Raw genomic sequence first — 23752 nt, 5'->3', positions numbered from 1 at the left:
AAAGCAGGTGAATGATGTATGCCAAAACTTACAGCTATGATGATTGTTCGTAATGAAGCAGACCGCTATTTAAGTCGCTGTTTGGAATCTTTGCTTACGTTCGTCGATAATATCATCATCATGGATGATGCCTCCGAGGATGATACTCCCGAGTTATGTCTTAGTTACCCTCGTGTTAAGCTCTATCGTCAACCCCACTCAATGTTTTTAACTGATGAGGCTGAGCTGCGCCGGGAATTATGGCATCATACGCTGGAAAATAAGCCTGAATGGATTTTGGCAATCGACGCCGACGAGTTTCTGGAAGAAAGCTTTTTGAAGGAAATTTCTTATTTATTAAGGCAAAGTAATTTTAAAGCCATAGGTTTTCGCCTTTTTGATTGTTGGGGGAATGAGGACTTTTTCCGGGTCGATGGTCTATGGAATCCATGGCTGCGCGGTTTTTCCATCTATTTAATTAAGTATCAGCCTCAATTAGAATCTGCCTGGCCATCGTTGAAATTCCACTGCGGACGTCTCCCTCTGGCTTACAGGCAATTAGTTCATTATGAAAGCGCCATTAGAATTAAACACCTGGGTTGGGCTAAACCATCAGATATAACCACTAAATACGAGCGTGCTACCCGTCAGGACCCCGCTAACAAATATATGGAACGTGAACACTACGAAAGCATTCTTTGGCCATCGGAAAAAATTAAAACGGAGAAATGGCTGGAACAGTTGTCCCCTTAGATTCATATCTTATTTCGTAGATAATTCTAGAGAAGAGGAGTTTTGAACATGTCTTTTACAATAAGCAGCACTAGTAGCGGCAGTACAGCCGGAACAGCCGATGTAGCCTTGACTTTGAGCCCCACCACGGCTCTGTTTTCCCCGGCCGCGCTTATTCCAGGGGAATCCTTGGGCTCTCCCCAGCTTTCGGTTACCAACGCAGGGGATGTAGACTCTTTCTATTTCATTTTTGCCGATTGGACAGCTGGTGGTACCACCAGTGCCGTTCAAGCCCAAATTTTAGCCGACAAGTTAAACATTGATATTGCCCAGGGCGCTACGCAGCTTTATAATGGTGCTATTTCCGGGCTTATTGAACAGCCGACAGGCGGCCGGATTTTAACGGCAACAACAGGCGAGTTGTTGACATTTGTAGTTAGTTTACCTTCTACCAGTGGCAATATTGTCGAGAATCTTGACCTCGGGGTAGACCTGGTATTTGTCGCTCAGGCTTCCCCTATAAGTTAATATTTTTATTGAAAAGTAAACCTGTTTGGGAAAGTTGGGCTATTCCTGAGATAAACTGGCTGAACCCAGCTAGTTTATCTCAAAAGAATAACAAGAATTGCAATTAATAATATAAGAAGTGAGTGTAAGAAAATATGGCGAAAAAAGTGGCGCTACTAACAACAAATTTTTTCCACCCCAAGGGTGAACGACTCATTACGGGAGGAGCAGAACGTTACCAAGTAGACTTTTGCCGCCTACTGCGGGATATGGACTATAATGTGGAAGTATGGCAAATGGGAGACAACTGGACAAAAGAATTTGACGGTATAAAAATACACGGGCTTCCTGCCAATAAGACTGAGTATCACACGTTTCCTGAACTAAATATGGCCTTTTATGAAAACGCCATGTCTTTTGATTACACGTTATATTTTATTCTATCCTTAGCCTATCCTTTAGTTCGCGAAAAAAGTATCGGCATAAGTCATGGAGTGTATTGGGATTGGCCTGGATTTGACACAACCACCGGAAAACAGGAAATCAAGCAAGAATGGTTAAGGCGTATGGGGATTTCACTGGCCGGACCGCAGAAACTTGTGTCTGTAGATACCAACACCATCAATTATTTTAATGCTACCTTGCCAAGTTTTTATAATAAGTGGGAGTATATTCCTAATTATGTAGACACGGATATCTTCTGTCCTCCTGAGGAGGATTTGACACACGATAAAATCCGTATTCTGTTTCCCCGTCGGATGGTTCCGGTACGTGGAATCAATGAAACAATGCGGGCTGCCGAGATATTAACGGAGAAATATTCCACAATTGAATTTCATTTTTGTGGAAGAGGTCATGATGACACCATAGAAATGCTAATGTCTCAATGGGCAGATAAACAGGAACGCTGTTATTATTACTGGAAACCGTTTGAGATGATGCCTGAAATTTACCAGATGGCGGATATTGTCCTTATTCCCTCTCGTTCCACCGAAGGAACAAGTCTCGCCGCCTTGGAAGCCATGGCCTGTGGTAAGCCTGTAATCGCCGGTATTGCCGGCGGATTGTCTGATCTTGTTATTGATGGATACAACGGTTACCTTATAAAACCCTCTGTCGAAAACCTGGTATCAAGTATTGAAGAGCTCGTAAAGGATACAAAGAAGAGAAGGCTCATGGGTGAAAGAGGGAGAGAAATAGCCGCAAGTTTTGATAAAAGGAGATGGGACGAGAGGTGGGCAAGCGTTATCGCTGAAGTGTTCAGGTGAAATGTGAGAAAATAGAATATTTAAGTAGGCAGGTCTTTACTATGACTTTCACATCTCTAAGTGTAGCTAACAAAAATAACAAATTTCACATTAAAACCAAAGAATTGGATGTTAACTTTACAACAGGTTTATTCAAGAATACACCTGTTGAGGGCGTTAGGCCAACTGCCAGTATGGCGGTATTAATAGACAACAATGATATTGTTGAAGTGACCGTCCAAATTGCAGGATATTATTTAAACGGTACTACGAACGTCCTGTACGTTTTAGAGTTATTGAGCTTGAACCCTGGCGAAGTGGCAACACGAAACTATTATGCTCATTTTAATGCATTCAAATTTCAGTTTAAAACTAGTTCTCAGGCTGTCGAAATCTCTGTTTGGGGTGAAGACTCAGCAGGAAATTTAGTCGCTGCACATCGTGTTTTACCTTCAGAACTTGCTCTAATTCCTCACCTACAGGTGTGTCAGGGGCAACAATCATAATCAAAATACATCGTAACCAGACCAACCCTGATTACGTAGTATTTTGATGTATGGGTTGCCAGTGAATTTGACAACAACTAATTGCATTTATGATTGTATTAAGGTGTTATTGTCGCAAAAACGTTCGGCACAGATCACTATTGTGTGGAAGATAAGGCGCGTTTAACTGAAATAATCTCAGCTAGAATACTTATCGCAATTTCGGACGGGGTTTGAGCCTGAATATCTAAACCGATCGGCGCCTTTAGGCGGGCAAGAGATTGAGAAGTATGCCCTTTCTCTTGAAAGTAGTTTACAATGGCGGTAATCTTTTTTGTACTTCCCAGCATCCCTACATATTTTGTTCGAAAGTTGAGGATCTCCTTGAGACATTCCGCATCTTACAATCAATAATCCCGACTGGCTTATTTGTCAGTCGGGATTATAATTTAGTTGCAATTGACTCGTAAGTCAAATTACTCTGTTTTTCTTAGGTCATCAAGAATTTGCATAAGGATATAGGTAATCACACCGGAAACTATTGTTGTATTTTAATGTAGAAAGAAACAGTTATGGGCAGGATATAACGGGAAAATGAAGAATTGTAGATATAGTCGAAAATGCTCAGTACCCTACATTTACAGACAAAGGCGGTTTTACAATGGAAGAGATAAATCAAAACCAAGTTAAGGGACGGGTACTTCAAATATTCAAATATCTACAAGCACTTGATCAATTAAGAAATCCGGTTATTCGAGACTTTCAGCTTCAGCCGTGGAGCTTATGGATAAAGGATCTACCCAATTATCCCACGATCATGATCGGTAAGTTTGAGGATACACTCACTGAAGCAGTTGAAGACTCAGATTTATCCAGTGCCTATGTCTTAAAGGTTGGCAGGCCAACGCTGACCGATGCTCCACCCCCACCTCAAAATTACTATTCAATACTTAAAGACACCTGGATGAAACCGGAACTTCCTGTTCGATTTAACTTAGAAAAAGTAGCAAAGTCAGAAGACGGGCAAGAGCTAACAGATGACTTTGTACTCCAGCAATACTTAGACAACTCAGCTTTTGTCGAGTGGTACGAGAGAAGAAATCTATGGGCCAAGCAAGAAATTCCAGCTCGACAGGCCATGGACGCTTATAACAAGCTCTATGAAATCTATGCTCGTTTAGAGCGCGAATCTGAGCAATATGAATTGATCCTGGGGGATGGTTTATTAAATTGGAATCATCCAACAGGATTAATTCGTCATCCTATTTTACTGATGAGACTTAAACTTGAATTCGACCCATCAGTGCCGGTATTTTCCTTGACGGAATCTGAGCAACCCGTAGAACTCTATACGAGCCTCTTTCGATCCGTTCCGGAAGTGACAGGGACGGTGATGAACAGCCTTAATGAAGAGCTGGAACAAAAACCGTTTCATCCTTTAGGCGGGCAGGAAACTGAAGAGTTTTTAAAATGGCTCGTCGCCCAACTCTCTCCTTATGGACAAGTTCTTCAAGTAGGGGATAAACCGATCCAAGCGGAGTCGCCCTGGATCATTCGTGAGCCGATGATCTTTATGCGCAAGCGTTCCTTGGGATTCAGTAAAGCCGTGGAAGAAATCATCAAGGATATTCCAGAAAGTGATGAACTGCCGGGTTTTTTAGAAAATGTTGTTGGAGTTGACCATGACATCCTGCCCCTGGAATCTAATGAGCCTGTCAGATGTATTGATCCGAATGGGGAAGATGAAGATATATTACTTAGTAAGCCTGCTAACTCTGAACAGTTACAGATTGCCGATCGTTTGAATCGCTATAGTGCAGTTCTGGTCCAAGGTCCACCGGGAACAGGAAAAACCCACACCATTGCCAATCTAATCGGACATTTCTTGGCCCAAGGCAAAAGTATTCTGGTCACGAGTCACACTTCAAAAGCACTTTCAGTTCTTCACGAGAAAATTGTTGCCCCTCTGCAACCACTCTGTCTGAGCGTCTTAACCGACGATAGCCGTAAACAACTCGAAAGTACGGTTGATGCCATCACCGAGAGATTAGCCAATAGTAACGCTGATCAGTTAGAGCAAGAAGCACTTGTGCTGCAAAAAGATAGAATTGACATTTTAAAGAAGCTTCGTGAAACTCGTCAGAAGCTTCTTCAAGCACGCTCAGATGAATATCGTCCGGTCGTGATTGCCGGTGAAGAATATGACCCCGCTCAAGCCGCACGCCAAGTGTATGAGCTTAGAGAAAGCGCCAACTGGATTCCTAGTCCCGTACGCTTAAGTGCTATTCTGCCTTTATCCGCAAGAGAATTAGAAAAACTCTATCATACCAATACCACGTTGACCTATGAAGACGAAAAGGAACTAGGCTATAGTTTGCCAGATCCTGAGCAGCTAATATCTCCCCATGAATTTGAGAATTTGGTGGCCAACTTCCTGACCTTGTCAGGCGAAGATCTCGCCTTGGGAAAGGAATATTGGTTACCAAGTAGCGGACTAAACTCAGAACCGCTGGAATCCCAATTAATCGAACTTCAAGCAACCGTTAAGGTGATTCAAAGTGCCTCAAACTGGCAACTTTCCCTTCTCGAAGCAGGAATGCTGGGAGAGGAGTATCAGAGTCCTTGGCAGAACCTGATAACTCAGATTGAAAGAACTTGTACTACCTCTGTGAATTCTAAAGAAGCCCTGCTCGAATATAACCCCCTAGTCCCTGACCAGGGTTTGCATCAGGAAGCTGAAGCGGTTGTGGAGGAAATCATTGAGCATTTGAAAGATGGGGGATCCCTTAATTTCTTTACTCTGATCACCAAAGGAAATTGGAAAACCCTGATCAATCTATCCCAAGTAAATGGTAAGCCACCTAGTCGGCCAGAGCATTTTGCAGCCCTAAAAGTTCTGCTTGATTTAAGAAACAATCGTACTAGACTTCTCGAACGCTGGGAAAGACAGGTCACGGTTCTACAAGGTCCTAAACCGGCAGACTTAGGCTTAGAGCCTGAATACTCCTGTCGTCAATTTGTCGCATTTATCACAGAGTCCTTAGAGTGGTATAGGAAACGCTGGGCCCCGCTAGTGGAGAAGCTGCAGAGTGCAGGATTCCAATGGCAAGCATTTTATGAAAAGACAAAGGTTCAGCTTGGCAACTATGGAGAGCTCAGACGATTAGAAGAGGCTGTATCCCACGAACTTTCTCAGCTAGTAACTTTTCAGGCTAAGCGATTAGCTTTAATTCAGTTAGAGACTCAGATCGATCAGCTAAAAAGCATGATTGAAAGATCCCAGGGTTCTTCAGCTCACGTTTCTCAAGAACTTTTAACAGCAATCCAAGCTTTACAAGCACCTCGCTATCGCGAAGCTTATCAACGTCTCGTCGATTTAAAAGAGAGTGCTCTCGATCTTGAGCTGAGAAAGGAATTATTAGCACGGTTGGAAAAAGCTGCCCCGGTTTGGGCTACAGAGATTTTTCAGCGCAAGGGTCAGCACGGGCAAGGAAGCTTACCGGGTAACCCTGCTGAAGCTTGGTTATGGCGACAATTTGTGGACGAACTTGACGACCGGGCGAAAAAATCCATGGAGGAGTTGCTCAATCAGATCACCTATCTTTCCAAACAGTTAAGGGATAAAACCGCCCTGCTCGTGGAGAAGAAGGCCTGGGCTGCTCAAGTAAGACGTACTACGGTGCGTCAACGTCAAGCGCTCAACGGCTGGAAACAACTGATGCACCGGATTGGCAAAGGAACCGGAAAGCGGGCGCCAGGATTTAGAATGGAAGCTCGAAAACTTATGCCCATCTGTCAAAGTGCTGTTCCAGTCTGGATCATGCCCTTAAGTCGAGTGGTGGAGAATTTCAATCCACGAACCAATCGTTTTGATGTGGTCATCATCGATGAAGCAAGTCAGGCCGATGTTCTCGCCCTAGCTGCCCTTTATATGGGAAAACAGGTCATTGTGGTGGGGGACAATGAGCAAGTTAGTCCTTCTGCCGTCGGGCAAAAACAAGAGGAAACCGATAAACTGATTGATGAGCATCTTGTTGGAATCCCGAATGCTAAGCTCTACGACGGATTGTTCTCCATCTATGATTTAGCAGGTACCACCTTTCAGCCCATTTGTTTACGCGAGCATTTCCGCTGTGTAACCCCCATTATCCAATTTAGCAACTACCTTTCCTATCAAGGGAAGATTAAACCTCTCCGTGATGAGAGTACGGTTAAGGTGCGCCCTCATACGGTTGCTTACCGGGTTCAGGACGGTACGAGCTACAAAAAGGTGAACGTTAATGAAGCTCAAGCTGTCGCTTCCCTGATCATCGCCTGTACAGAACAGCCGGAGTATCAGGATGCCTCGATGGGCGTCATTTCGCTGGTTGGCGAAGAACAAGCTGGTACAATTGATAGACTCCTGCAACAATATCTGTCTGCTGAAGACTATAAAAAACGAAAAATCCAATGTGGTAATCCAGCACAATTCCAGGGAGATGAACGGGACATCATTTTTCTTTCCCTGGTCGATGCTTCAGCAGGAGAGAGTCCCTTAAATAAGCGAGGCGAAGGGGCTAACGAAATGTTCAAAAAACGATATAACGTTGCAGCCAGTCGGGCTCGTGATCAGTTATGGGTAGTCTATTCCCTGGATCCTGAAAATGATCTCAAGCCTGGGGACCTGCGCGGCGAACTCATTAAGCATGCTCAAGATCCTCAAGCAATCATCAAGATGTTAGATACTGCTGAAAAAGAATCAGAATCAGAATTTGAAAAACAAGTGCTCTTTAGGCTTCGGCAAGCAAGTTATTCCGTTCATCCCCAGTGGAAAGTCGGTGGCTATAGGATTGATATGGTTGTGGAAAGTGGGGGTCAACGGGTCGCTTTGGAATGTGACGGAGATAAGTGGCATACTGAGGAGAACCTTGCGGAAGATATGGCCCGCCAAGCTATCCTGGAAAGACTCGGCTGGCGTTTTATTCGTATTCGCGGTAGTGAATATTTCCGAGACCCCGAAGGGGCTATGCAGAAAATATTTGAACGTTTAACCTATTTTGAAATGTCACCCGAGGGGATTGGGGCGGAATCTAATTCCTTAGAAACGGAAGGGGATGATCTTAAAGCCAGAGTCATCCGGCGAGCAGATACTATCCGCAGACTTTGGCAGGGAGAAGACCTAGAGTCGGTCAGTGAGCCTGTTAGTGAGCCTGTTATAGACGATGGAGTTAGGCGACAGGAAGGTCTTGCTCAAGACAATAAGGCGAAACAGTTTCAATCCGTGATGCTCATTAATAATGGTGAGTCGAGTTGCCCTTATGATTTCACACCCTTAGAAAAGGTCGACGCTGAGCTTGCGAAATATACCAGTGCCCAGAAGACCGAGGTGAGTCAATACATTCCTGTACACCTTCTTTACTGTCCCATGTGCAAGAAGGCCTATATAAATAACTCTGTAACCAGCCATTTTATTCGATTAGCGGTGATTAAATATCTGACCATCCTTCCCTATACGCTGGAGCTTTCGAAGGATAACTAAATAAATCCAGCATTAAAAAGCAACTAATTTCTCACGAGGATTAGTTGCAGATGCTTTAGAGTTCATAATGGTGAACGGGGTAACATTACCCAGTATCAAGGGTCCGTCGATATTATCTATATTCCTTAGGTAGTGCTTACAAATAGTTGGCTTAGGCCGCTTGATAAATGTCAGGCGGCCTTTGGCGTACCAAGCCTAAAGCTAGTTTCTTGGCAGGGTATGGAACTGGAAATTATTAGGGAAGGCTTCTTAAATGAGTATCTCAAATGTTATAATATTTGCTTTTTTATGGATACTTAATTTTACTGATTGTTTTTATAGGCAGTGCCCCACTGCTCCATTGCACTTATAATCGGGCGCATGCTTTCGCCCAGCTCGTTCAGGCTGTATTCCACACGGGGCGGCACCTCGGCGTATACCTTGCGCGTCATGATTCCGTCATCCTCCATAGAGCGAAGGCTATCCGTTAGTACCTTTTGACTGATGCCGGGAATGCTCTTTTTCAGTTCGCCAAAGCGCTGTGTTCCAGTGAGCAGATTTCTTATTATCAACAGTTTCCACTTACTGCCGATAAGCTGTACTGTTGTGGCAACAGGACAAGCGGGCATTTCTTCTTTTGTCAGCATACTCGTTCCTCCAATTGTTTCAAATGTGATGTAACGCTCGAAAATAGTATTACATTAATATTATAATGAAGGTAACCTGCTCATGCAAACAAATTTTAATGGTTACAAAAAGGTGACCAAGTAATAGATTTGTGCGTACTTGTGAAGCCGCTGATAAGCTTTTACAATATAAATGCAAGGGGAAAACCTTAGTAATGAAAATGGAGGTACATACCATGAAATTCGGAATTTTAGGCTCAAAAGGTAACAAGACGGCTCCGGCATCTGCTTGTGGCGCAGCTGATCCCAAGACAGTTCCCGCTTCTGCATGTGGTGCGGCTGATCCTGCTCCGGCATCTGCTTGCGGCGCAGCCGACCCGGAAAAGAAGTAAGTGTGTAAATTCGTTTGCCCATACTTCTGACAAGTTCCCGACTTTCCGGCAATCGGGAGGTCGGGAATTTCTCGTACTTATCAGAAAGTATAACTTGCGTTACATACGCAAGAAGGCTAATACGTGCGAAGACAGTGTCTTCGTGGGCGCTAGCCAAGTTTTCTTTATATTAACCGCTTGATTTCAAGCGTTCACATAATGATTGGAGGATTATCATGAACCCATACTTTGCTTTTCAATGGCATATTACCGACCAGTGCGACCAGCGGTGCAAGCACTGCTATATCTTTTCCGAAAACAACAACATCTGCCTCAAGGAAATGTCCTATGAGACTATGGAAAGGGTTGTTGCAAGCTGCATGGAAATGTGCGAGAAGCTGAACCGCACACCGTATTTTTATATCACGGGCGGCGACCCGATTTTACACAAGGACTTTTGGACGCTGTGCGAGCTGCTAAAAGAGAACAACCTTGATTTTGGAATTCTCGGCAATCCGTTCCATCTGAACGACGAAGTATGCAAGCGTCTGGCCTTCTATGGCTGCAAAAAGTATCAGCTGTCCCTTGACGGACTGCATGATACACATGATAAGTTCCGTAAGCCCGGTTCATTTGATGCCACCCTTGAAAAGATAGCCTGCATTAAGAATGCAGGGATGTACTGCGCGATTATGACCACGGTATCCTGCGTCAATGCCGATGAAATCCCCGAACTGATTGACATTGTGGTGGAACATAAAGCCGACGTGTTTGCTTTTGGGCGCTACTGCCCGACAAGCGAACAGACAAGCGAAGAATACCACATAGAACCGCTTGCCTATAAAGTGTTTCTTGAAAAAGTTTGGGATAAGTTTATGCAGCACAAGGGCTGTGCCACGACCTTTCAGCTGAAAGACCATCTTTGGACGCTGTTCCTTTACGACAAAGGCATCTTTAAGCTGCCGGAAGGTATGGACGACGATGTAATCTATGACGGCTGTCATTGTGGAAGCGGACACATGACCATCCTGCCGACAGGCGATGTTTACGCCTGCCGCCGCATGGAAAGTAAAATCGGCAATGTGTTTGAAACACCTATGTACGATTTGTTTACAGGGAAACGGCTTGATTGCTACCGTGATTATGAAAAATTTGAAAAATGCTCAAAATGCGAGTTGTTTCAGCTTTGCCGTGGCTGCCCTGCTGTAACCTACGGTTATACAGGTAATATGTACGCACCTGACCCGCAGTGTTGGAAAGAGGTTTAAGCATACAATGGAATATTCAATGGAAAGAATGGAGTGATATGAAATGAATGAAATTATCAAGAACATGATAGAGCGCCACTCTATTCGTAAATACAAAACAGAACAGGTTGACGAAACCACGTTGCAACAGATTCTTGAAGCGGGGCTGTATGCGCCCAGCGCGGGAAGTCGCCAATCGGCTATGATCGGTGTCTGCCATAATCCTGCACTCATCAAAGTCCTCGGCAAATACAATGCGGCTTCGTTCAAGGGCCGGGTTTCCACCTCAACTGCGTATATCTCAAATGACCACCCCAGCATAGCAGATGACCCGTCAATCGGTGATGGCTTTTATGGCGCACCGGTCCTGCTCACACTTTTCGGGCCGAGGAACTTCCTGTACAGCGAGGCCGATTGTTGCGTGATGGCACAGAATATTATGCTGGCGGCTCATAGTCTTGGCGTCGGCTCCTGCTTTGTCGCAAGAGCAAGGGAAACCTTTTCCGGCGAGGAAGGGCAAAAGTTGCTCCGGGATTGGGACATCCCGACTAACTATGCGGCTATGGTACACATCACATTGGGCTATTCTTCAAGTGAAACTGCGCCAAAAGCAAAGTCCCGCAAAGAAGGGCGTGTGCGTGTGAGCCCTGAATAACGAGATTACCACAGCGCAGAACGCGAAGGAGCAACTTCATGTACGATTATGAACAGCGGTTGAATGCCGCAAAAGAAGTAATTCTAGACGCCGATTATATTTTGATTGGCGGAGGTTCCGGGCTGTCGGCCGCCGCCGGACTGACCTATTCGGGAAAGCGTTTTACTGATAACTTTGCCGATTTCATTGAAAAATACGGCTTGGAAGATATGTACGCCGCTTCCTTTTATCCATTCAAAACAGATGAAGAATTGTGGGCGCATTGGGCGCGGCACATTGACGTCAACCGTTTCAGCCAGCCCGCAACGCAATTATACCGCGATTTACTGGTCTTGGTGCAAGACAAGCAATATTTTGTTCTGACCACCAATGTGGAGAGTCAGTTTGCCAAAGCCGGTTTCCCGCAGGAAAAGATTTTTGCCACGCAGGGTGATTACGCTTATCTGCAATGCGCTAAGGGTTGCCATGACAAGCTCTGCTACAATGAAGATCTGGTAAAACAGATGCTCCGAGAGACCCACAACTGCCAAATTCCAACGACGCTTGTGCCAAAATGCCCTGTCTGCGGCGAGGCAATGGATGTCAACCTGCGCCACAACGAATTTTTCGTGCAGGATGAAGCGTGGTACGAGGCTGCCAAACACTACGAAACCTTCTTGAAAAAATCGACCGGCAAGCGTATCGTTTATTTGGAGCTTGGAGTTGGATTCAATACGCCAACCATTATTCGTTTCCCCTTTGAACAGATGACCTATCAGAATCCAAAGGCTACGCTAGTCCGTATAAATAAGGATTATCCGAAGGGTGCAAAGGAAAATGTAACACGGACGGTTGCCTTTGACGAGGATATGGCGAAAATCACAGAATACCTATTGGAGGAAAACCATGCACGACATTTGGAACCCATGGCTCGGCTGTGTAAAGTGCAGTGAGGGAGGTGCAAATAATGGGCAGATTAGAACAGATTGGGCAGCTAAACAAGATGCTACTTGCGGATATGCCGCAGTATAAAGAACAGGCAGAGAAATTTTTTTTAATGGATGTTGTTGCACAGCGCCGCCTGCTTCGCAGTCTGATGAATGTCCGTCCGCCTATGCCGCTTGGGGAGAACTTTCTTGCCTTGCAGGACGAGTTGCTTTCCTCTGAACGAAAGGAAAAGGGCGTGGTCGACGGGATGGAATTACCCACCACCGCAGACCCGCGCATAAGTTTGTGGCAGGTCGACATAACTCGCTTGAAAGTAGATGCAATCGTGAATGCGGCCAACAGCGCTCTTTTAGGGTGCTTCTGCCCCTGCCACGGCTGCATTGACAATGTTATCCACTCTGCGGCGGGGTTACAGCTTCGTGACGAGTGTAATCAGCTGATGCAGGCGCAGAGGCATGCCGAGCCGACAGGCGGAGCCAAAATTACCAAGGCGTATAATCTCCCCAGCCGATATGTGCTGCACACCGTCGGGCCGATCATTCACGGCGCACTCACCGGGGCAGACCGAGAAGCCTTGGCAAGCTGCTACCGTTCCTGCCTTGCCCTTGCCGCAAGCGAGGGGCTAAAAAGTGTGGCATTTTGCTGTATCAGCACAGGCGAGTTTCATTTTCCAAATGAGAAAGCAGCCGAAATTGCCGTGGAAACAGTATGTGACTTTTTGGCAAATGGAGTAGATATGAAAGTGATTTTCAATGTGTTCAAGGACGAGGATTTGATGATTTATCGGTCTTTGCTGTAACATATGCGCAGACGTTTTAGACATGGAAGAAAGAATACCAATCGAAATATTTGCAAGCTAATACAGAAACTTAAAGCTCAACCTTGACAGCAGCAAGGGCTTGTGGTTACAAGTTTGCACTACAAATCATTTTGAGACACTGATTAGTCTAAATGAATGATCTTAGCGGGCGATCCAATCCCGAATGCCGCAACCATCACAGTCGCTCGCAAATCCGACAAAAGCCAACTTGAGTTCTTGATTGTTGAGGATGAAGATGCCTTAAATGTCTTTGATCGAGGCTATCGTGAAGCGACACGGATCGACAGACTCAACCGTCTGACTAATATTTCGCCAAATAATTGCCAAAGATTTTGAGATAAAACAGGTCCTAACAATTGAAAATATGTAGATTCCGCGATATTCTTGTCCTGCATTTAATCTTCCTTATAGTTAGATTTGGACAAGAACTAACTCCACCTCTAATTATAAGGATTTTTTAGTTGGAATACAGGGCTTTAGGCGTAATATCGCAGGTTTTCGATGATTTACGCTGTATATTGAAGCAAGGTATAACTTGACAAATGATCATCAATTTTATACAACGCTAGTGAGTTTGAATAAGAAGAACCATAGTTGCGGTTATCTAAACTAAATACAGAAGAAAATAAATTTGACAACTACCGATATTTGGCACACACTTACTTTGGCTGCTAGAATATGTACTCTAGAGTTTTTTATGGCTAAATTATGAGGTTCCTATAAGCTTACGCTGAAACATTTACTTAAAATTAATTTTACCATTATACAACAAATATTTTGGAAAAGATAAGCATAATTTTAAAGAGGTGGTTGAAATTGAGCGAAAACGATAGTAAACACAATTGTAAACTTACGGTATCTGGAGATTCCATATCTAAAGGAGTAATTTTTGATGAAGGCAAAAGCAAATATGTGATTTTGGAAGGTAATTACATAAACCTTCTACAAAGTAAATACAACGGGATAATTCGCAATACCGCCAGATTCGGGAATACACTTATTAAAGGTGTCACTAAACTCAAATATGACGTATTGAATAACAAACCGGATGTAGTTCTTTTGGAGTACGGAGGAAATGATTGTGACTTTAACTGGGATGAAGTTTGCAACAATCCCAATGCTATCCACAAACCCAAGACGGATTTTGATATATTTGGAAGCAAACTCAAGGAGACTTTAAATTTTCTCAAAAATAATAATATCATAGCTGTAGTAATGACTCTTCCTCCACTTAATGCGGATAGATATTTGAAATGGATAAGTAAAAATGACACATTAGCTGAAACTAACATATTGAAATGGCTCGGGAATGTTTCTAGAATTTACCAGTGGCAAGAAAAATATAGTTCCGCCGTTCTAAAAATTGCAAAAGATACTAACACGAAATGTATAGACATAAGAGGGGCATTTCTCCAATATCCTGACTTCTCTAAATTTCTTTGTTTGGATGGTATACATCCTAACGAGTTCGGACATAAGATTATAGCCATCAAAATAATTGATTTCATTTTATCAGATAAGGCTTACCTTATAAAAGATAATACTAATTCGAGTTTTAACTAGAATTAGTATTATCTTCTAAGCTTGAAAAGCTGAAGGCTTAGTCAAGCAGATCCAAACTATGGGGTATGCCTGCAAAGTGTTGCCCTTAGCTTAATTTGAATTGGATTGTACGTGGGTATATTGAACGAGTAGGGTGACATAGTTACCGTGCTCGTTTTTATTATGTTTGTTTGGCCTAACTTGGCTAATGGACGGGCAAGGAAGTACGGTCCCCTGTTTTATTTGCTTGATCTTTGGTCGCATATTACTGTAGCAAAAAAACAACGATTAAAAGGTCAGAGATGCTAGTCATCCTGCTTGAATTATGAGCGCAGCACAGTCCTCTCGTGCCTGTGCAGTGAGTCCTGGCCGCTCGGACCTGCGTCACTTGACGAACAGGCAACGGCCCCACAGCTGAAGCAGGGGGCATGAAACGTGGGTCCGCCGAAGGGTGGAACGAATACGGGGTTACGGGGAGAGAAGCCCCACCCTCGTCATGCATGTCTTGGAACGACGATGGCTATATGCGGCAGCGGGTTGCGTAGGATTGCATCTATTGATGACCGGAAAAATAATATCATCAAGTTGAATAATGGAAAGCAGCTTACAATGTCGATGATATCGGAAACGGTGCTTTCCGAAAAAATGCAGTGGATTTCGAAGTTTATGTGCCGGTCGGCGAGAAAAACGAACTGGTGATTTATAATGACCCCAGGGAGTTGGACACGGATCTAAAAAATAAGATAATAAAGGTATGAGTAAGAAAAGAAAAACCTACAGCCCAGCAGAAAAAGCTAAGATCGTTTTAGAGGTTCTCAGAGAGGAAAGTACTCTGAATGAGATAGCCACAAACTATGGAGTTAGTCCTCAGCTTATTAGCCGTTGGAAAGTGGAGTTCATTGAGCATATGCCAGCTGTGTTTGATAAGAAGAACACAGAAGTCGAGCAGTTGAAAAAGGAGCATTCGGCTGAGAATGAAGAGTTACTAAACAACGCTTTACTCCCATAGCTACCGTTGTCGCTACGAGCTTGAAAGAGGATGGAGATCAAACACTAGAGAATCTTGTAGAAGAGGACATCAACGAGCAAGTCGCTCAATACCGAGGCGCTTACCTTATCATTAGCAATCGCCATGATGCGCCACGTGAAGCTTTATCAGTTTATGTGAAAAGATGGCGGATTGAGGTTTTCTACCGAGCAGCAAAACAAGAAACGTTAGCATAGTTAGATATTTCTGGTAAAGACTAAAGAGCAGAATGTAGAGCGAGAGGCTGATACAGAATGCTCCATAAGCTGATAAAAAAAGCTAAGTCTATGCGTAGACAACCTCAGAACTTTTCGATGAAACAAGAATCCAAAGAAATGCTTTCTGAACAAAAGCTAACCGGACCTTTGGAGGAGAATCTGAAGCTTCTTTACGGAGCTCTCGGGGGCAGCTTTGATGTGAATATCCGTGAATTTGATTTTGGCTATCAAGGCCAAAACCAAGGAGCCTTATTTTTTCTTAAGGGGATGACAGATTACAACACGATCCATGAAAGTATCATGAAACCTTTATTGTACGATAACCGATTAATGGATAAAGAATTATCGCTAGGCAATACGATGGAACGGGTTAAAAAAACCATGATTTTTGCTGGCGATGTGCAACAAACACCAGTTGTAGATCAAATTATTGAAGCATGCTTGTCAGGAAAAACAATCTTATTAATGAATGGTTTGGCTGAAGCGTTGGTAATTGGTAGCGAAGGAGGCGCGAGCCGCGGAATAGAGGAGCCGCAAACAGATTCTGTTGTGCGAGGACCGCGTGAGGGGTTCACAGAAAGATTGCTGGTAAATATAACATTAGTGCGGCGGAAAATAAAAAACCAAAATTTTACTGCGGAAGCAATGACTATAGGGAGGCAAACGAAAACAACGGTATGTTTAGCGTATTTAAAGGGGATAGTAAATCCTAGGCTGATCGAAGAAATTCGTCATCGGCTCGAGCTCATTCAAACGGATGCCATTTTGGAATCTGGATATATTGAGCAATTTATCGAAGATGCACCCTTATCTTTTTTTTCCACTGTGGGTAACAGCGAAAGACCTGATGTTGTGGCGGCAAAAATCCTGGAAGGGAGGGCAGCGATTCTTGTTGACGGCTCCCCTTTTGCTCTTACGGTACCTATGGTCTTTATTGAAAGTTTTCAAAGTGCGGAAGATTATTACTCCCGTCCATATTTGGCAAGTCTGATCCGGATAATCCGTTTCTTAGCCTATAGCATCAGCGTACTTTCTCCAGCGGCCTATGTAGCCCTTACGAGCTTTCATCAGGAACTGATTCCGACACCCTTACTATTTACCATGATATCTGCTCAGAAAGAGGTGCCATTTCCTGCGGTTATAGAAGCCGTTATCATGGGAGTCATCTTTGAAATCCTCCGAGAGGCTGGTATTAGATTACCTAAGGCAGTCGGGCAAGCCATCAGCATCGTTGGAGCTATAGTTATTGGCGAGGCGGCAGTGTCCGCTGGACTGATAGGACAACCCATGGTGATTGTGGTAGGACTAACGGCTCTTGCAGGCTTTGTGGTTCCTGCCCAAATTGATTCAGGAAGCCTTATACGTTTAATTTTAGTGATTCTAGCTGGGCTGATGGGCGGGTTTGGATTGATGATCGGATTGTTGGTTGTTATTGTCCATCTAGCTTCTTTACGGTCCTTTGGAACTCCCTATTTATCGCCGCTTGCGCCATTAACTTTTAGTGACTTAAAGGATGTTTTCATCAGGGCACCCCTCTGGGCAATGTTAACTCGTCCCAGAACGATAGGCTGGCATAATTGGCAAAGGCAGGAATCTGGGTTAAAACCGGTGCATCCATCTGAAGAAACGACGTATGCAAAGGATAAGGAAAATGAATAGTAAGGTGTGATTATGAGAAAAAATAATTATCTGGCAATAAATATTGGTATTTGTTTGTTTCTATTATTGCCGACAATCGGATGCTGGAGTCGTTATGAATTGAATACGTTGGCAGTCGTCATCGGTATGGGTTTAGATAAAATAGAGGAAACTGGCAAAATTCAAGTGACCGCTCAAATTTTTAACCCAGGTGAAAAAAAATCAACTGCCAAGAATAAAGGGGACGGTGGCAGTTCTCAATCCTTCTGGAATTTAAAAAACAGCGGAGACAATTTACTGGAAGTCATTCAAGGTCTGTCACATAAATCAAATCGAAAGATATATTTAGCGGATAATCAAGTTATAATATTCAGTAACGCAATCGCCAAAGAAGGAGTACAAAAATATATTGATTTTTTTGCCAGGAACAATGAAACGAGAATGAATGTTTGGGTTCTGGTCGCAAAAAATCAAGCTAGTCAAGTTTTGGCTGTAAGTCCAGAATTGGAAAGCACATCGGCAGTCCAAATCGCCCAATTAGTCGATGCTCAGAGTGCAACATCAGAAGCCAGCAGAGTGAACCTGGAAAAATTCATCTCACGGTTGATGAGCAAAACGGATGCGGCGATAGCCCCTATCGTTGAAGTGACGGGTGAAGGAGACGACAAAAGCTTGAGCGTTTCGGGAACGGCTGTGTTTAAAAAGGATAAACTCGTTGGGCAACTAAACAGAACTGAAACCCGAGGTCTTTTATGGGTGCTTGATGAAATAAAAAACGGAGTCATTGTTGTGGATAGCCCGAGCGGGGATGGGAAAGTTAGTTTGTTAATTACCCGTTCTAAAAGCAAAATTACACCTCTAATCATGGATGAAGATATTCGTTTTAAAATTGGAATCAAAGAGGAAGGAAATATCGGATACCAGTCGAGTCAAGAAAATTTGATCAAGCCTCCAATCATTGAAGAACTGGAAAAAGAACAGGCGGCGGTTATTGAAAGTGAAGTTATAGCGGCCCTAGAAAAAGCGAAGAAGCTGAACGTGGATATTTTTTGTTTTGGTGATTTAATTCATCAACAATACCCCGATGAGTGGCTGGCTTTAAAAGACAGGTGGGATGAAGTATTCCCTACAATTAATTTGGAATTTGCGATTCAGGCTAAGTTGCGCAGAACTGGAAGGATTGGCAGTCTAGCCGTACTAGAGAAGGAGTAATATTGGATGGGGATTGAAAAAGGCAAGATTTCGAATTCGCAATTGATATTTCTCATAACGGGTTTTGTACAAGGCTCTGCTTTGACAGTCGGTTTTATCATAAATATAACCAAACAGGATACATGGCTGGTTGTATTATCAGGCACACTGCTCGTTTTTGTCATGATATGGATTTATCTAAACCTTGCGGAAAGATTCCCTGGTAAAAATTTGATTCAAATCAATAATCTTATCTACGGTCCCTACCTAGGGACGGGGATTTCCTCATTGTATCTATATTGGCTTTTATCATTGATTGCCCAACATCTAAGGTACATGGGGGATTTTTTTCTTGCGTATTTAATGACGGAAACCCCAATGGTTGCGATCTTAATCCCTTTCACATTCCTCTGTGTCTGGGCAACACGCAAAGGGATAGAAGTCATTGCCCGAACCAGTATTATCCTGGTTTCAATCACAATGATAAGCAATTTGGTACTTATCTGTTTGCTCTTAAAAAATATAAAATTAAGTAACTTTTTGCCACTCTTTGAGCTTTCTATGAAAGATTTTATCCAGGGAACGAATATTATCCTTACCATTACCTATTCTGATCTATTAGCTTTTCTAATGGTGGTTCCATATGTTAACAAAACAAACAAGATGAAAAAGTCAGTATTTCTAGGATTGACGCTAGGTGCAATGACAATATTTTACGTTACGATTCAATCTATAGCCGTCTTGGGAGTTACAATGACGATTTGGACAACACCCTTTTTAGAAGCCGTGCGGTTGATTGACGTCGCTAAAACTTTCACAAGGTTAGAAATGCTTGTGGCATTCACCCTGTTAATCACGGTGTTTTTGAAAGTTAGCGTTTTGCTATATGCAACTGAGTTAAGTATTGCACAGATGTTTAATTTACGCTCCTACATACCATTAGGGATTCCCGTAGGGATTATTTGTATCTGTCTAACAATCCGGCTATTTGAATCAACGGTGGAGCAGTTCTATTGGGGATTGAATATTTGGCCGATCGTTGCGCTTCCGTTTGAGGTATTACTACCTGCCATTTCTTTATTAATAGCAAAAATACGAAAGTTGCCACAAGAAAAGGGAGGAGGATCTTGATGATCGTTTTGTTGCTATTGGCATTCATTGTGATCGTTTTGATCGAAGTCCCAAGCCTGATTAAGAAAAAACACTGGCGTGAGCTTACGGTATTTTCAATTTTGCTGGTAACGGCCTTTATTATGGCCTTATTGCAAATAATCGGGGTAACAATGCCTAACCCCTTTCACGGAACAACGTATTTAATTCGGGATATATTACATCTGAATTATAACTAAGTACGGTATACTTCGTTTTTTTAAAACTTGAGGCTGTGTTTTCATACAGAAGGTGTAAAGTAGTTTAGCGGACTTAGCACGACGGATACGTTCGGAGATACTTTTGAGGAGTGACTTATCATTATGGAAGTGAAACTAATTTCTTTTTAATAAACGGAAGATCTTTAACATTTAGCAATCCCAAAATGAGATTTACGCAAGTCGGAAGTGGTCAATTGTTGATTATATATTAGAGGAAGTGATCTATATAATGATCATATTCCACAGTTGAAGCATATATATTACGAAAGTCGTAGCACACTTATTAGCTCAGATAAAATAAAAATTAGGATCAAAGGATCAAAAAGGCACCATTGCTCTTTAGTTTGGCTTGGATTATGGATAATCTCCGTTCTTTCTGTTTGTACTTATTCTCTCAATCGTATTATACATAATCCTAATAGCACTATATAACAGAACCTCATTGTCTTTTAGCACAACAAAATGTAGTTACTCATTCGTTGTATTTTAAGGATAGTTCTAGACATTCTAAAAACTTTTGCGCAGGAATTGACATCGGGCAACTCGCTGAACTCACCCAGGTAAAAACGAGCTTTAAGCGCAGATCTGACTGAATAGTGCACTCTTTCAAAAGCCGATAATCACTCACCTCAAGCGAAGAAAGAGCACCCATAGCTAACCCATCAATGATCGTTTGACGAAATAATTCATTATTAAGTGTTTTTAAAAATACCTTGGGTGACTGATCGCCCGCCTGAAAAATTAATGATATAATTTCATCGAATTGTTTTGTATCGAAATAGACCATTGGCCGTTTTACTAATTCATTGATCAAAGCAAGTTGATCTTTGCTTAATGACCAGGATTTCGGAATACAGACGATTAAATCATCGCGTAAAAGTTTCTTATACACTAACTCGGGACAGGAAACAAAATTTGCTTATCAGGATCCTGGTAATAAGCTTCTGGAAAATTTATAAGCCCTACCACTGCAGGATCATCCTTAATACGAGCAACGGTTTCTACAGGCGAACTTTCTTTAAGCGTTAAGTTAACATTCGAATCTCTAGACTTAAACAATTTTAGAGCCTTGGGCAAAACTACTGTACCTGAATTATGGGAATGAAAAGGGTCAGATCTCCCACGATCGGGGACTTTTGCTGCTGGCCAAGCAGCTCTAACTCAGTCTTTAAATCATTATACTTTTCACTAATCCCCTTTGCTGTGAGAACGGTCTTTTGGCCAGCCTCAGTTAGGGTCGTTCCCTGTCGACTCCGATGAAATAAAATAACATCAAGCTCTTGCTCCAATCCGTAATCATTTGGCTCAGACCTTGTTGGGAAATATGCATTTTCTCAGCCGTTAGTGTAATCGACTTTGAATGAGACAATTCTATTAAAAATTTTAAGTCGCTGACACGCATATTTATTTCACTCCCTATTAAATTCTGACTTATGTAGTAAGATCCAACTTTTTACTAGTCTTTGCAATTAAAAAGACAGCACTTAAACCTGTCGCTGCCTAAAGATTACTGTTTTTGTTAGTATACCTCTAGAGGGTCTGTATACAACAGATTCTTTTCGACTATGCGTTCTAGTTCACAACAAAGCGTTGTGAACTAGAACAATGAAGTTGTGTTTTATGTCGTATTTTGTGAAATGTATAATGTACTTAAATGAACAAGGACAAACGGCTTAATATATGATAAGGAGTGAACCTTTTTGAGCAATTATTTAGAAACAGAACAACATTTGATTACACTACAATCCGAGTCCGAAGAAAAGTTTTTGGCTGAGCTTAGGTCAGGAAATTATACTCTAGAAAACCTACTTGTTGTCGAAAATCCATATTTGATTAATCCACTTGCTGCAGTCATTTGTTTTATCACAGACGAAGAAACTACAGCACAAATAACTGTAAAAGGTAAAGCAGTAGAAGGTGATCTAACACATACCTTTGCTAGTGCAAAAGAGCATGTATTACCGATTTATGGATTATATGATAATTATGAAAACATTGTGCTTATAACCCTTGGCAATGGTAAAACGTCACAAGTTATAATTAAAATTGAAGAATTAGATGTCAATAAAGCTCTATATTGCCATACCACATCAGAGTATTTTGGGAAAGACCTAATGATGATCTCAACGACTACTCCTTTAATTGAATCTAGCAAAACGGTCGGATTTGATTATGCTGGTGATTTGCGATGGGTTATCACAAATAAGCAAAGCTGGGATATTAAACGATTAGAAAACGGAAGGCTTTTGGTAACGTCTTACCGGACAATCCAAAAACCCTACTACACGGTTGGACTAATGGAAATGGACTTAAGCGGCAAAATCTATACAGAATATCGGTTGCCGGGTGGGTTTCACCATGATGCAATAGAGCTAGAAAATGGCAACATTTTAGCAGCTTCGGATAATGACTTCAATGAATCTGTTGAGGACTATGTTGTTGAAATTGATAGAAAAACCGGGGAAGTCGTTAAATCATGGGATCTTCTTAATATGTTACTAAGAGAAAGCGGGGACGCGGGAGATTGGAACCACCATGATTGGTTCCACAACAACTCGGTTTGGTATGACAAACCGACTAATTCTATTACAATGTCCGGCAGACACAAAGATGCGATTATTAACATCGATTATGATACTGCAAAATTAAACTGGATTATTGGAGACCCAGAAGGTTGGGGAGAAGATTGGCAAAAATATTTCTTTAAAAACGTAACTAAAGGTGATTTTGACTGGCAGTACGAGCAACATGCCGCAAGAATTCTACCCAATGGAGATGTATTCGTCTTTGACAACGGAACCTATCGGTCTAAAAACGAAGCTACAAGAGTTTCACCCGACGACAACTTCTCCAGAGGGGTTATCTATAGAATTGACACCGCCAAAATGGAAATCGAACAAGTTTGGCAGTATGGTAAAGAAAGAGGAGCAGAATTTTATTCCCCTTATATTTGTAACGTCGATTACTATAGTGAAGGACACTATTTGATTCACTCTGGTGGTATTGCCACCTATAGAGGGAAACATACCGATGGTTTAGGCGCAATGCTCCTGAATAAATATAAAGACGAGCATATCCATTTAACGTTAAAATCCATCACTGTTGAAGTACAAAATGATGAAGTCAAATACGAATTGAAAGTTCAAGGCGGTAATTATTATCGAGCAAGAAGACTTCCGTTATATGACGAAACGACTAACTTTGCGCTTGGTAAAGGTAAATTCTTAGGTGGATTTAGAGTAACTCCAGAGATTGGATTCAAAGTTAAATTTAAAGACGTTGAGGGAGAAGTTCCGGCAAAACACAACTTTTCGTTAATACTAGAAGAAGATAGATTGGCTCTTCGAGCAACATTTAAGGAAGGATCCGAAGTCTTTCTTGAATTAAAAGGTGAAAACGGTTCGAAGTTCTACTTAGTGCCGACAGTAGTTCATGATGTTACCGCAGCGTGTGTTTCTTTTGAGGAGCAAAACGATAATGATTTCCAATTCTATGTTAGTAGGGAACGATTAGCGGGTGACTATAATATTTATTTAAATATAGATAATAAACGATACGATACTCAATTCTCAGCAAAACTTTAAGAGCGTATGCATACTTAGTTCCTTCGAACACTATATATGCAATTCGACGTGGTGATTAGTCTCTCAGATATTTGTATGCTCCCTTAAAA

Annotated in this window: 23 protein-coding genes and 1 pseudogene; 20 read left to right on the top strand and 4 right to left on the bottom strand. The window is 42.4% G+C overall.

Features of this window, described 5'->3' with window-relative positions; all coding sequences use genetic code 11:
• Window positions 1–18: 18 nt before the first annotated feature.
• The 4 genes from E4K67_RS08050 (at window position 19) to E4K67_RS08035 (ending at window position 2971) form a co-directional block, all read left to right on the top strand.
• Window positions 19–732 carry a glycosyltransferase family 2 protein gene (locus tag E4K67_RS08050; protein ID WP_135545867.1) on the top strand — a complete coding sequence of 238 codons (714 nt, stop codon included), beginning with the start codon at window positions 19–21 and terminating at the stop codon, window positions 730–732.
• Window positions 733–780: 48 nt separating this feature from the next.
• Complete coding sequence (locus E4K67_RS08045) at window positions 781–1239, top strand: hypothetical protein (protein ID WP_135545866.1); 459 nt, start codon at window positions 781–783, stop codon at window positions 1237–1239.
• Between the two features lie 134 nt (window positions 1240–1373).
• Window positions 1374–2486 (top strand): glycosyltransferase family 4 protein, encoded by a 1113-nt coding sequence (locus E4K67_RS08040; protein WP_135545865.1) that lies wholly within the window; start codon window positions 1374–1376, stop codon window positions 2484–2486.
• Window positions 2487–2527: 41 nt separating this feature from the next.
• Window positions 2528–2971, top strand: a complete 444-nt coding sequence (locus tag E4K67_RS08035; RefSeq protein WP_135545864.1) for a hypothetical protein — start codon at window positions 2528–2530, stop codon at window positions 2969–2971.
• Window positions 2972–3108: 137 nt separating this feature from the next.
• Here E4K67_RS08035 and E4K67_RS08030 read toward each other — a convergent pair.
• Window positions 3109–3339: pseudogene (locus tag E4K67_RS08030) on the bottom strand (XdhC family protein); the annotation flags it as partial.
• A gap of 272 nt (window positions 3340–3611) precedes the next feature.
• On the opposite strand from E4K67_RS08030, the gene E4K67_RS08025 reads away from it, so the two are divergent.
• Window positions 3612–8468, top strand: coding sequence for an AAA domain-containing protein (locus E4K67_RS08025; RefSeq protein ID WP_135545862.1), 4857 nt, complete (start codon window positions 3612–3614; stop codon window positions 8466–8468).
• 302 nt (window positions 8469–8770) lie between these two features.
• Here the strand turns inward: E4K67_RS08025 and E4K67_RS08020 are convergent, their stop codons facing one another.
• Window positions 8771–9094 carry a winged helix-turn-helix transcriptional regulator gene (locus E4K67_RS08020; RefSeq protein WP_135545861.1) on the bottom strand — a complete coding sequence of 108 codons (324 nt, stop codon included), beginning with the start codon at window positions 9092–9094 and terminating at the stop codon, window positions 8771–8773.
• A 194-nt stretch (window positions 9095–9288) separates the two neighbouring features.
• On the opposite strand from E4K67_RS08020, the gene E4K67_RS30090 reads away from it, so the two are divergent.
• From E4K67_RS30090 to E4K67_RS07955, 14 genes are all read left to right on the top strand, one after another.
• Complete coding sequence (locus E4K67_RS30090; protein ID WP_199242488.1) at window positions 9289–9465, top strand: hypothetical protein; 177 nt, start codon at window positions 9289–9291, stop codon at window positions 9463–9465.
• Between the two features lie 215 nt (window positions 9466–9680).
• Complete coding sequence (gene acgM / locus E4K67_RS08015) at window positions 9681–10712, top strand: radical SAM/SPASM domain protein, ACGX system (protein WP_135545860.1); 1032 nt, start codon at window positions 9681–9683, stop codon at window positions 10710–10712.
• A gap of 43 nt (window positions 10713–10755) precedes the next feature.
• Window positions 10756–11346: a nitroreductase family protein gene (locus tag E4K67_RS08010; RefSeq protein WP_135545859.1), complete on the top strand. Its 591-nt coding sequence runs from the start codon at window positions 10756–10758 to the stop codon at window positions 11344–11346.
• 38 nt (window positions 11347–11384) lie between these two features.
• Window positions 11385–12278, top strand: a complete 894-nt coding sequence (locus E4K67_RS08005; RefSeq protein ID WP_135545858.1) for an SIR2 family NAD-dependent protein deacylase — start codon at window positions 11385–11387, stop codon at window positions 12276–12278.
• A gap of 14 nt (window positions 12279–12292) precedes the next feature.
• Window positions 12293–13072: a protein-ADP-ribose hydrolase gene (locus tag E4K67_RS08000; protein ID WP_135545857.1), complete on the top strand. Its 780-nt coding sequence runs from the start codon at window positions 12293–12295 to the stop codon at window positions 13070–13072.
• 156 nt (window positions 13073–13228) lie between these two features.
• Window positions 13229–13429, top strand: coding sequence for a hypothetical protein (locus tag E4K67_RS07995; protein WP_135545856.1), 201 nt, complete (start codon window positions 13229–13231; stop codon window positions 13427–13429).
• Between the two features lie 480 nt (window positions 13430–13909).
• Window positions 13910–14656, top strand: coding sequence for an SGNH/GDSL hydrolase family protein (locus E4K67_RS07990; protein ID WP_243454368.1), 747 nt, complete (start codon window positions 13910–13912; stop codon window positions 14654–14656).
• Window positions 14657–15070: 414 nt separating this feature from the next.
• A complete protein-coding gene (locus E4K67_RS07985) occupies window positions 15071–15334 on the top strand; it encodes a hypothetical protein (RefSeq protein WP_135545855.1) in 264 nt (87 codons plus the stop codon).
• A gap of 55 nt (window positions 15335–15389) precedes the next feature.
• Window positions 15390–15644, top strand: coding sequence for a transposase (locus tag E4K67_RS07980; protein WP_135545854.1), 255 nt, complete (start codon window positions 15390–15392; stop codon window positions 15642–15644).
• Between the two features lie 20 nt (window positions 15645–15664).
• Complete coding sequence (locus E4K67_RS07975) at window positions 15665–15859, top strand: hypothetical protein (RefSeq protein WP_199242487.1); 195 nt, start codon at window positions 15665–15667, stop codon at window positions 15857–15859.
• A 57-nt stretch (window positions 15860–15916) separates the two neighbouring features.
• Window positions 15917–17539, top strand: a complete 1623-nt coding sequence (locus tag E4K67_RS07970) for a spore germination protein (RefSeq protein ID WP_135545853.1) — start codon at window positions 15917–15919, stop codon at window positions 17537–17539.
• Window positions 17540–17551: 12 nt separating this feature from the next.
• A complete protein-coding gene (locus tag E4K67_RS07965) occupies window positions 17552–18730 on the top strand; it encodes a Ger(x)C family spore germination protein (protein ID WP_135545852.1) in 1179 nt (392 codons plus the stop codon).
• Between the two features lie 6 nt (window positions 18731–18736).
• Window positions 18737–19840: a GerAB/ArcD/ProY family transporter gene (locus tag E4K67_RS07960; RefSeq protein WP_135545851.1), complete on the top strand. Its 1104-nt coding sequence runs from the start codon at window positions 18737–18739 to the stop codon at window positions 19838–19840.
• Window positions 19840–20058 (top strand): hypothetical protein, encoded by a 219-nt coding sequence (locus tag E4K67_RS07955; RefSeq protein ID WP_199242486.1) that lies wholly within the window; start codon window positions 19840–19842, stop codon window positions 20056–20058. The genes E4K67_RS07960 and E4K67_RS07955 overlap by 1 nt, the downstream gene beginning before the upstream one ends.
• Window positions 20059–20551: 493 nt before the next feature.
• Here E4K67_RS07955 and E4K67_RS30580 read toward each other — a convergent pair whose 3' ends face one another.
• Window positions 20552–20893, bottom strand: a complete 342-nt coding sequence (locus E4K67_RS30580) for a hypothetical protein (protein WP_243454367.1) — start codon at window positions 20891–20893, stop codon at window positions 20552–20554.
• Window positions 20894–21158: 265 nt separating this feature from the next.
• The gene (locus E4K67_RS30575; protein WP_243454366.1) at window positions 21159–21368 is read right to left on the bottom strand and encodes a hypothetical protein; all 210 of its coding nucleotides are present in this window, start codon (window positions 21366–21368) and stop codon (window positions 21159–21161) included.
• A gap of 411 nt (window positions 21369–21779) precedes the next feature.
• Between E4K67_RS30575 and E4K67_RS07945 the strand changes: the two genes are divergently transcribed.
• A complete protein-coding gene (locus E4K67_RS07945) occupies window positions 21780–23663 on the top strand; it encodes an aryl-sulfate sulfotransferase (protein ID WP_135545849.1) in 1884 nt (627 codons plus the stop codon).
• Window positions 23664–23752 lie beyond the last annotated feature (89 nt).

Origin of the sequence: Desulfosporosinus fructosivorans (genome assembly GCF_004766045.1) — a bacterium.
Classification (GTDB): Bacteria; Bacillota; Desulfitobacteriia; order Desulfitobacteriales; family Desulfitobacteriaceae; genus Desulfosporosinus; species Desulfosporosinus fructosivorans.
Note: the sequence above shows the minus strand (reverse complement) of the source record. Positions and strands in the feature narration are given on the sequence as shown.

Bases quoted from the DNA above. Each gene is read 5' to 3' on its own strand.
- E4K67_RS08050 (WP_135545867.1), top strand. From the start codon at position 19: ATGCCAAAACTTACAGCTATGATGATTGTTCGTAATGAAGCAGACCGC.
- E4K67_RS08045 (WP_135545866.1), top strand. From the start codon at position 781: ATGTCTTTTACAATAAGCAGCACTAGTAGCGGCAGTACAGCCGGAACA.
- E4K67_RS08040 (WP_135545865.1), top strand. From the start codon at position 1,374: ATGGCGAAAAAAGTGGCGCTACTAACAACAAATTTTTTCCACCCCAAG.
- E4K67_RS08035 (WP_135545864.1), top strand. From the start codon at position 2,528: ATGACTTTCACATCTCTAAGTGTAGCTAACAAAAATAACAAATTTCAC.
- E4K67_RS08025 (WP_135545862.1), top strand. From the start codon at position 3,612: ATGGAAGAGATAAATCAAAACCAAGTTAAGGGACGGGTACTTCAAATA.
- E4K67_RS08020 (WP_135545861.1), bottom strand. From the start codon at position 9,094: ATGCTGACAAAAGAAGAAATGCCCGCTTGTCCTGTTGCCACAACAGTA.
- E4K67_RS30090 (WP_199242488.1), top strand. From the start codon at position 9,289: ATGAAAATGGAGGTACATACCATGAAATTCGGAATTTTAGGCTCAAAA.
- acgM (WP_135545860.1), top strand. From the start codon at position 9,681: ATGAACCCATACTTTGCTTTTCAATGGCATATTACCGACCAGTGCGAC.
- E4K67_RS08010 (WP_135545859.1), top strand. From the start codon at position 10,756: ATGAATGAAATTATCAAGAACATGATAGAGCGCCACTCTATTCGTAAA.
- E4K67_RS08005 (WP_135545858.1), top strand. From the start codon at position 11,385: ATGTACGATTATGAACAGCGGTTGAATGCCGCAAAAGAAGTAATTCTA.
- E4K67_RS08000 (WP_135545857.1), top strand. From the start codon at position 12,293: ATGGGCAGATTAGAACAGATTGGGCAGCTAAACAAGATGCTACTTGCG.
- E4K67_RS07995 (WP_135545856.1), top strand. From the start codon at position 13,229: ATGATCTTAGCGGGCGATCCAATCCCGAATGCCGCAACCATCACAGTC.
- E4K67_RS07980 (WP_135545854.1), top strand. From the start codon at position 15,390: ATGAGTAAGAAAAGAAAAACCTACAGCCCAGCAGAAAAAGCTAAGATC.
- E4K67_RS07970 (WP_135545853.1), top strand. From the start codon at position 15,917: ATGCTCCATAAGCTGATAAAAAAAGCTAAGTCTATGCGTAGACAACCT.
- E4K67_RS07965 (WP_135545852.1), top strand. From the start codon at position 17,552: ATGAGAAAAAATAATTATCTGGCAATAAATATTGGTATTTGTTTGTTT.
- E4K67_RS07960 (WP_135545851.1), top strand. From the start codon at position 18,737: ATGGGGATTGAAAAAGGCAAGATTTCGAATTCGCAATTGATATTTCTC.
- E4K67_RS07955 (WP_199242486.1), top strand. From the start codon at position 19,840: ATGATCGTTTTGTTGCTATTGGCATTCATTGTGATCGTTTTGATCGAA.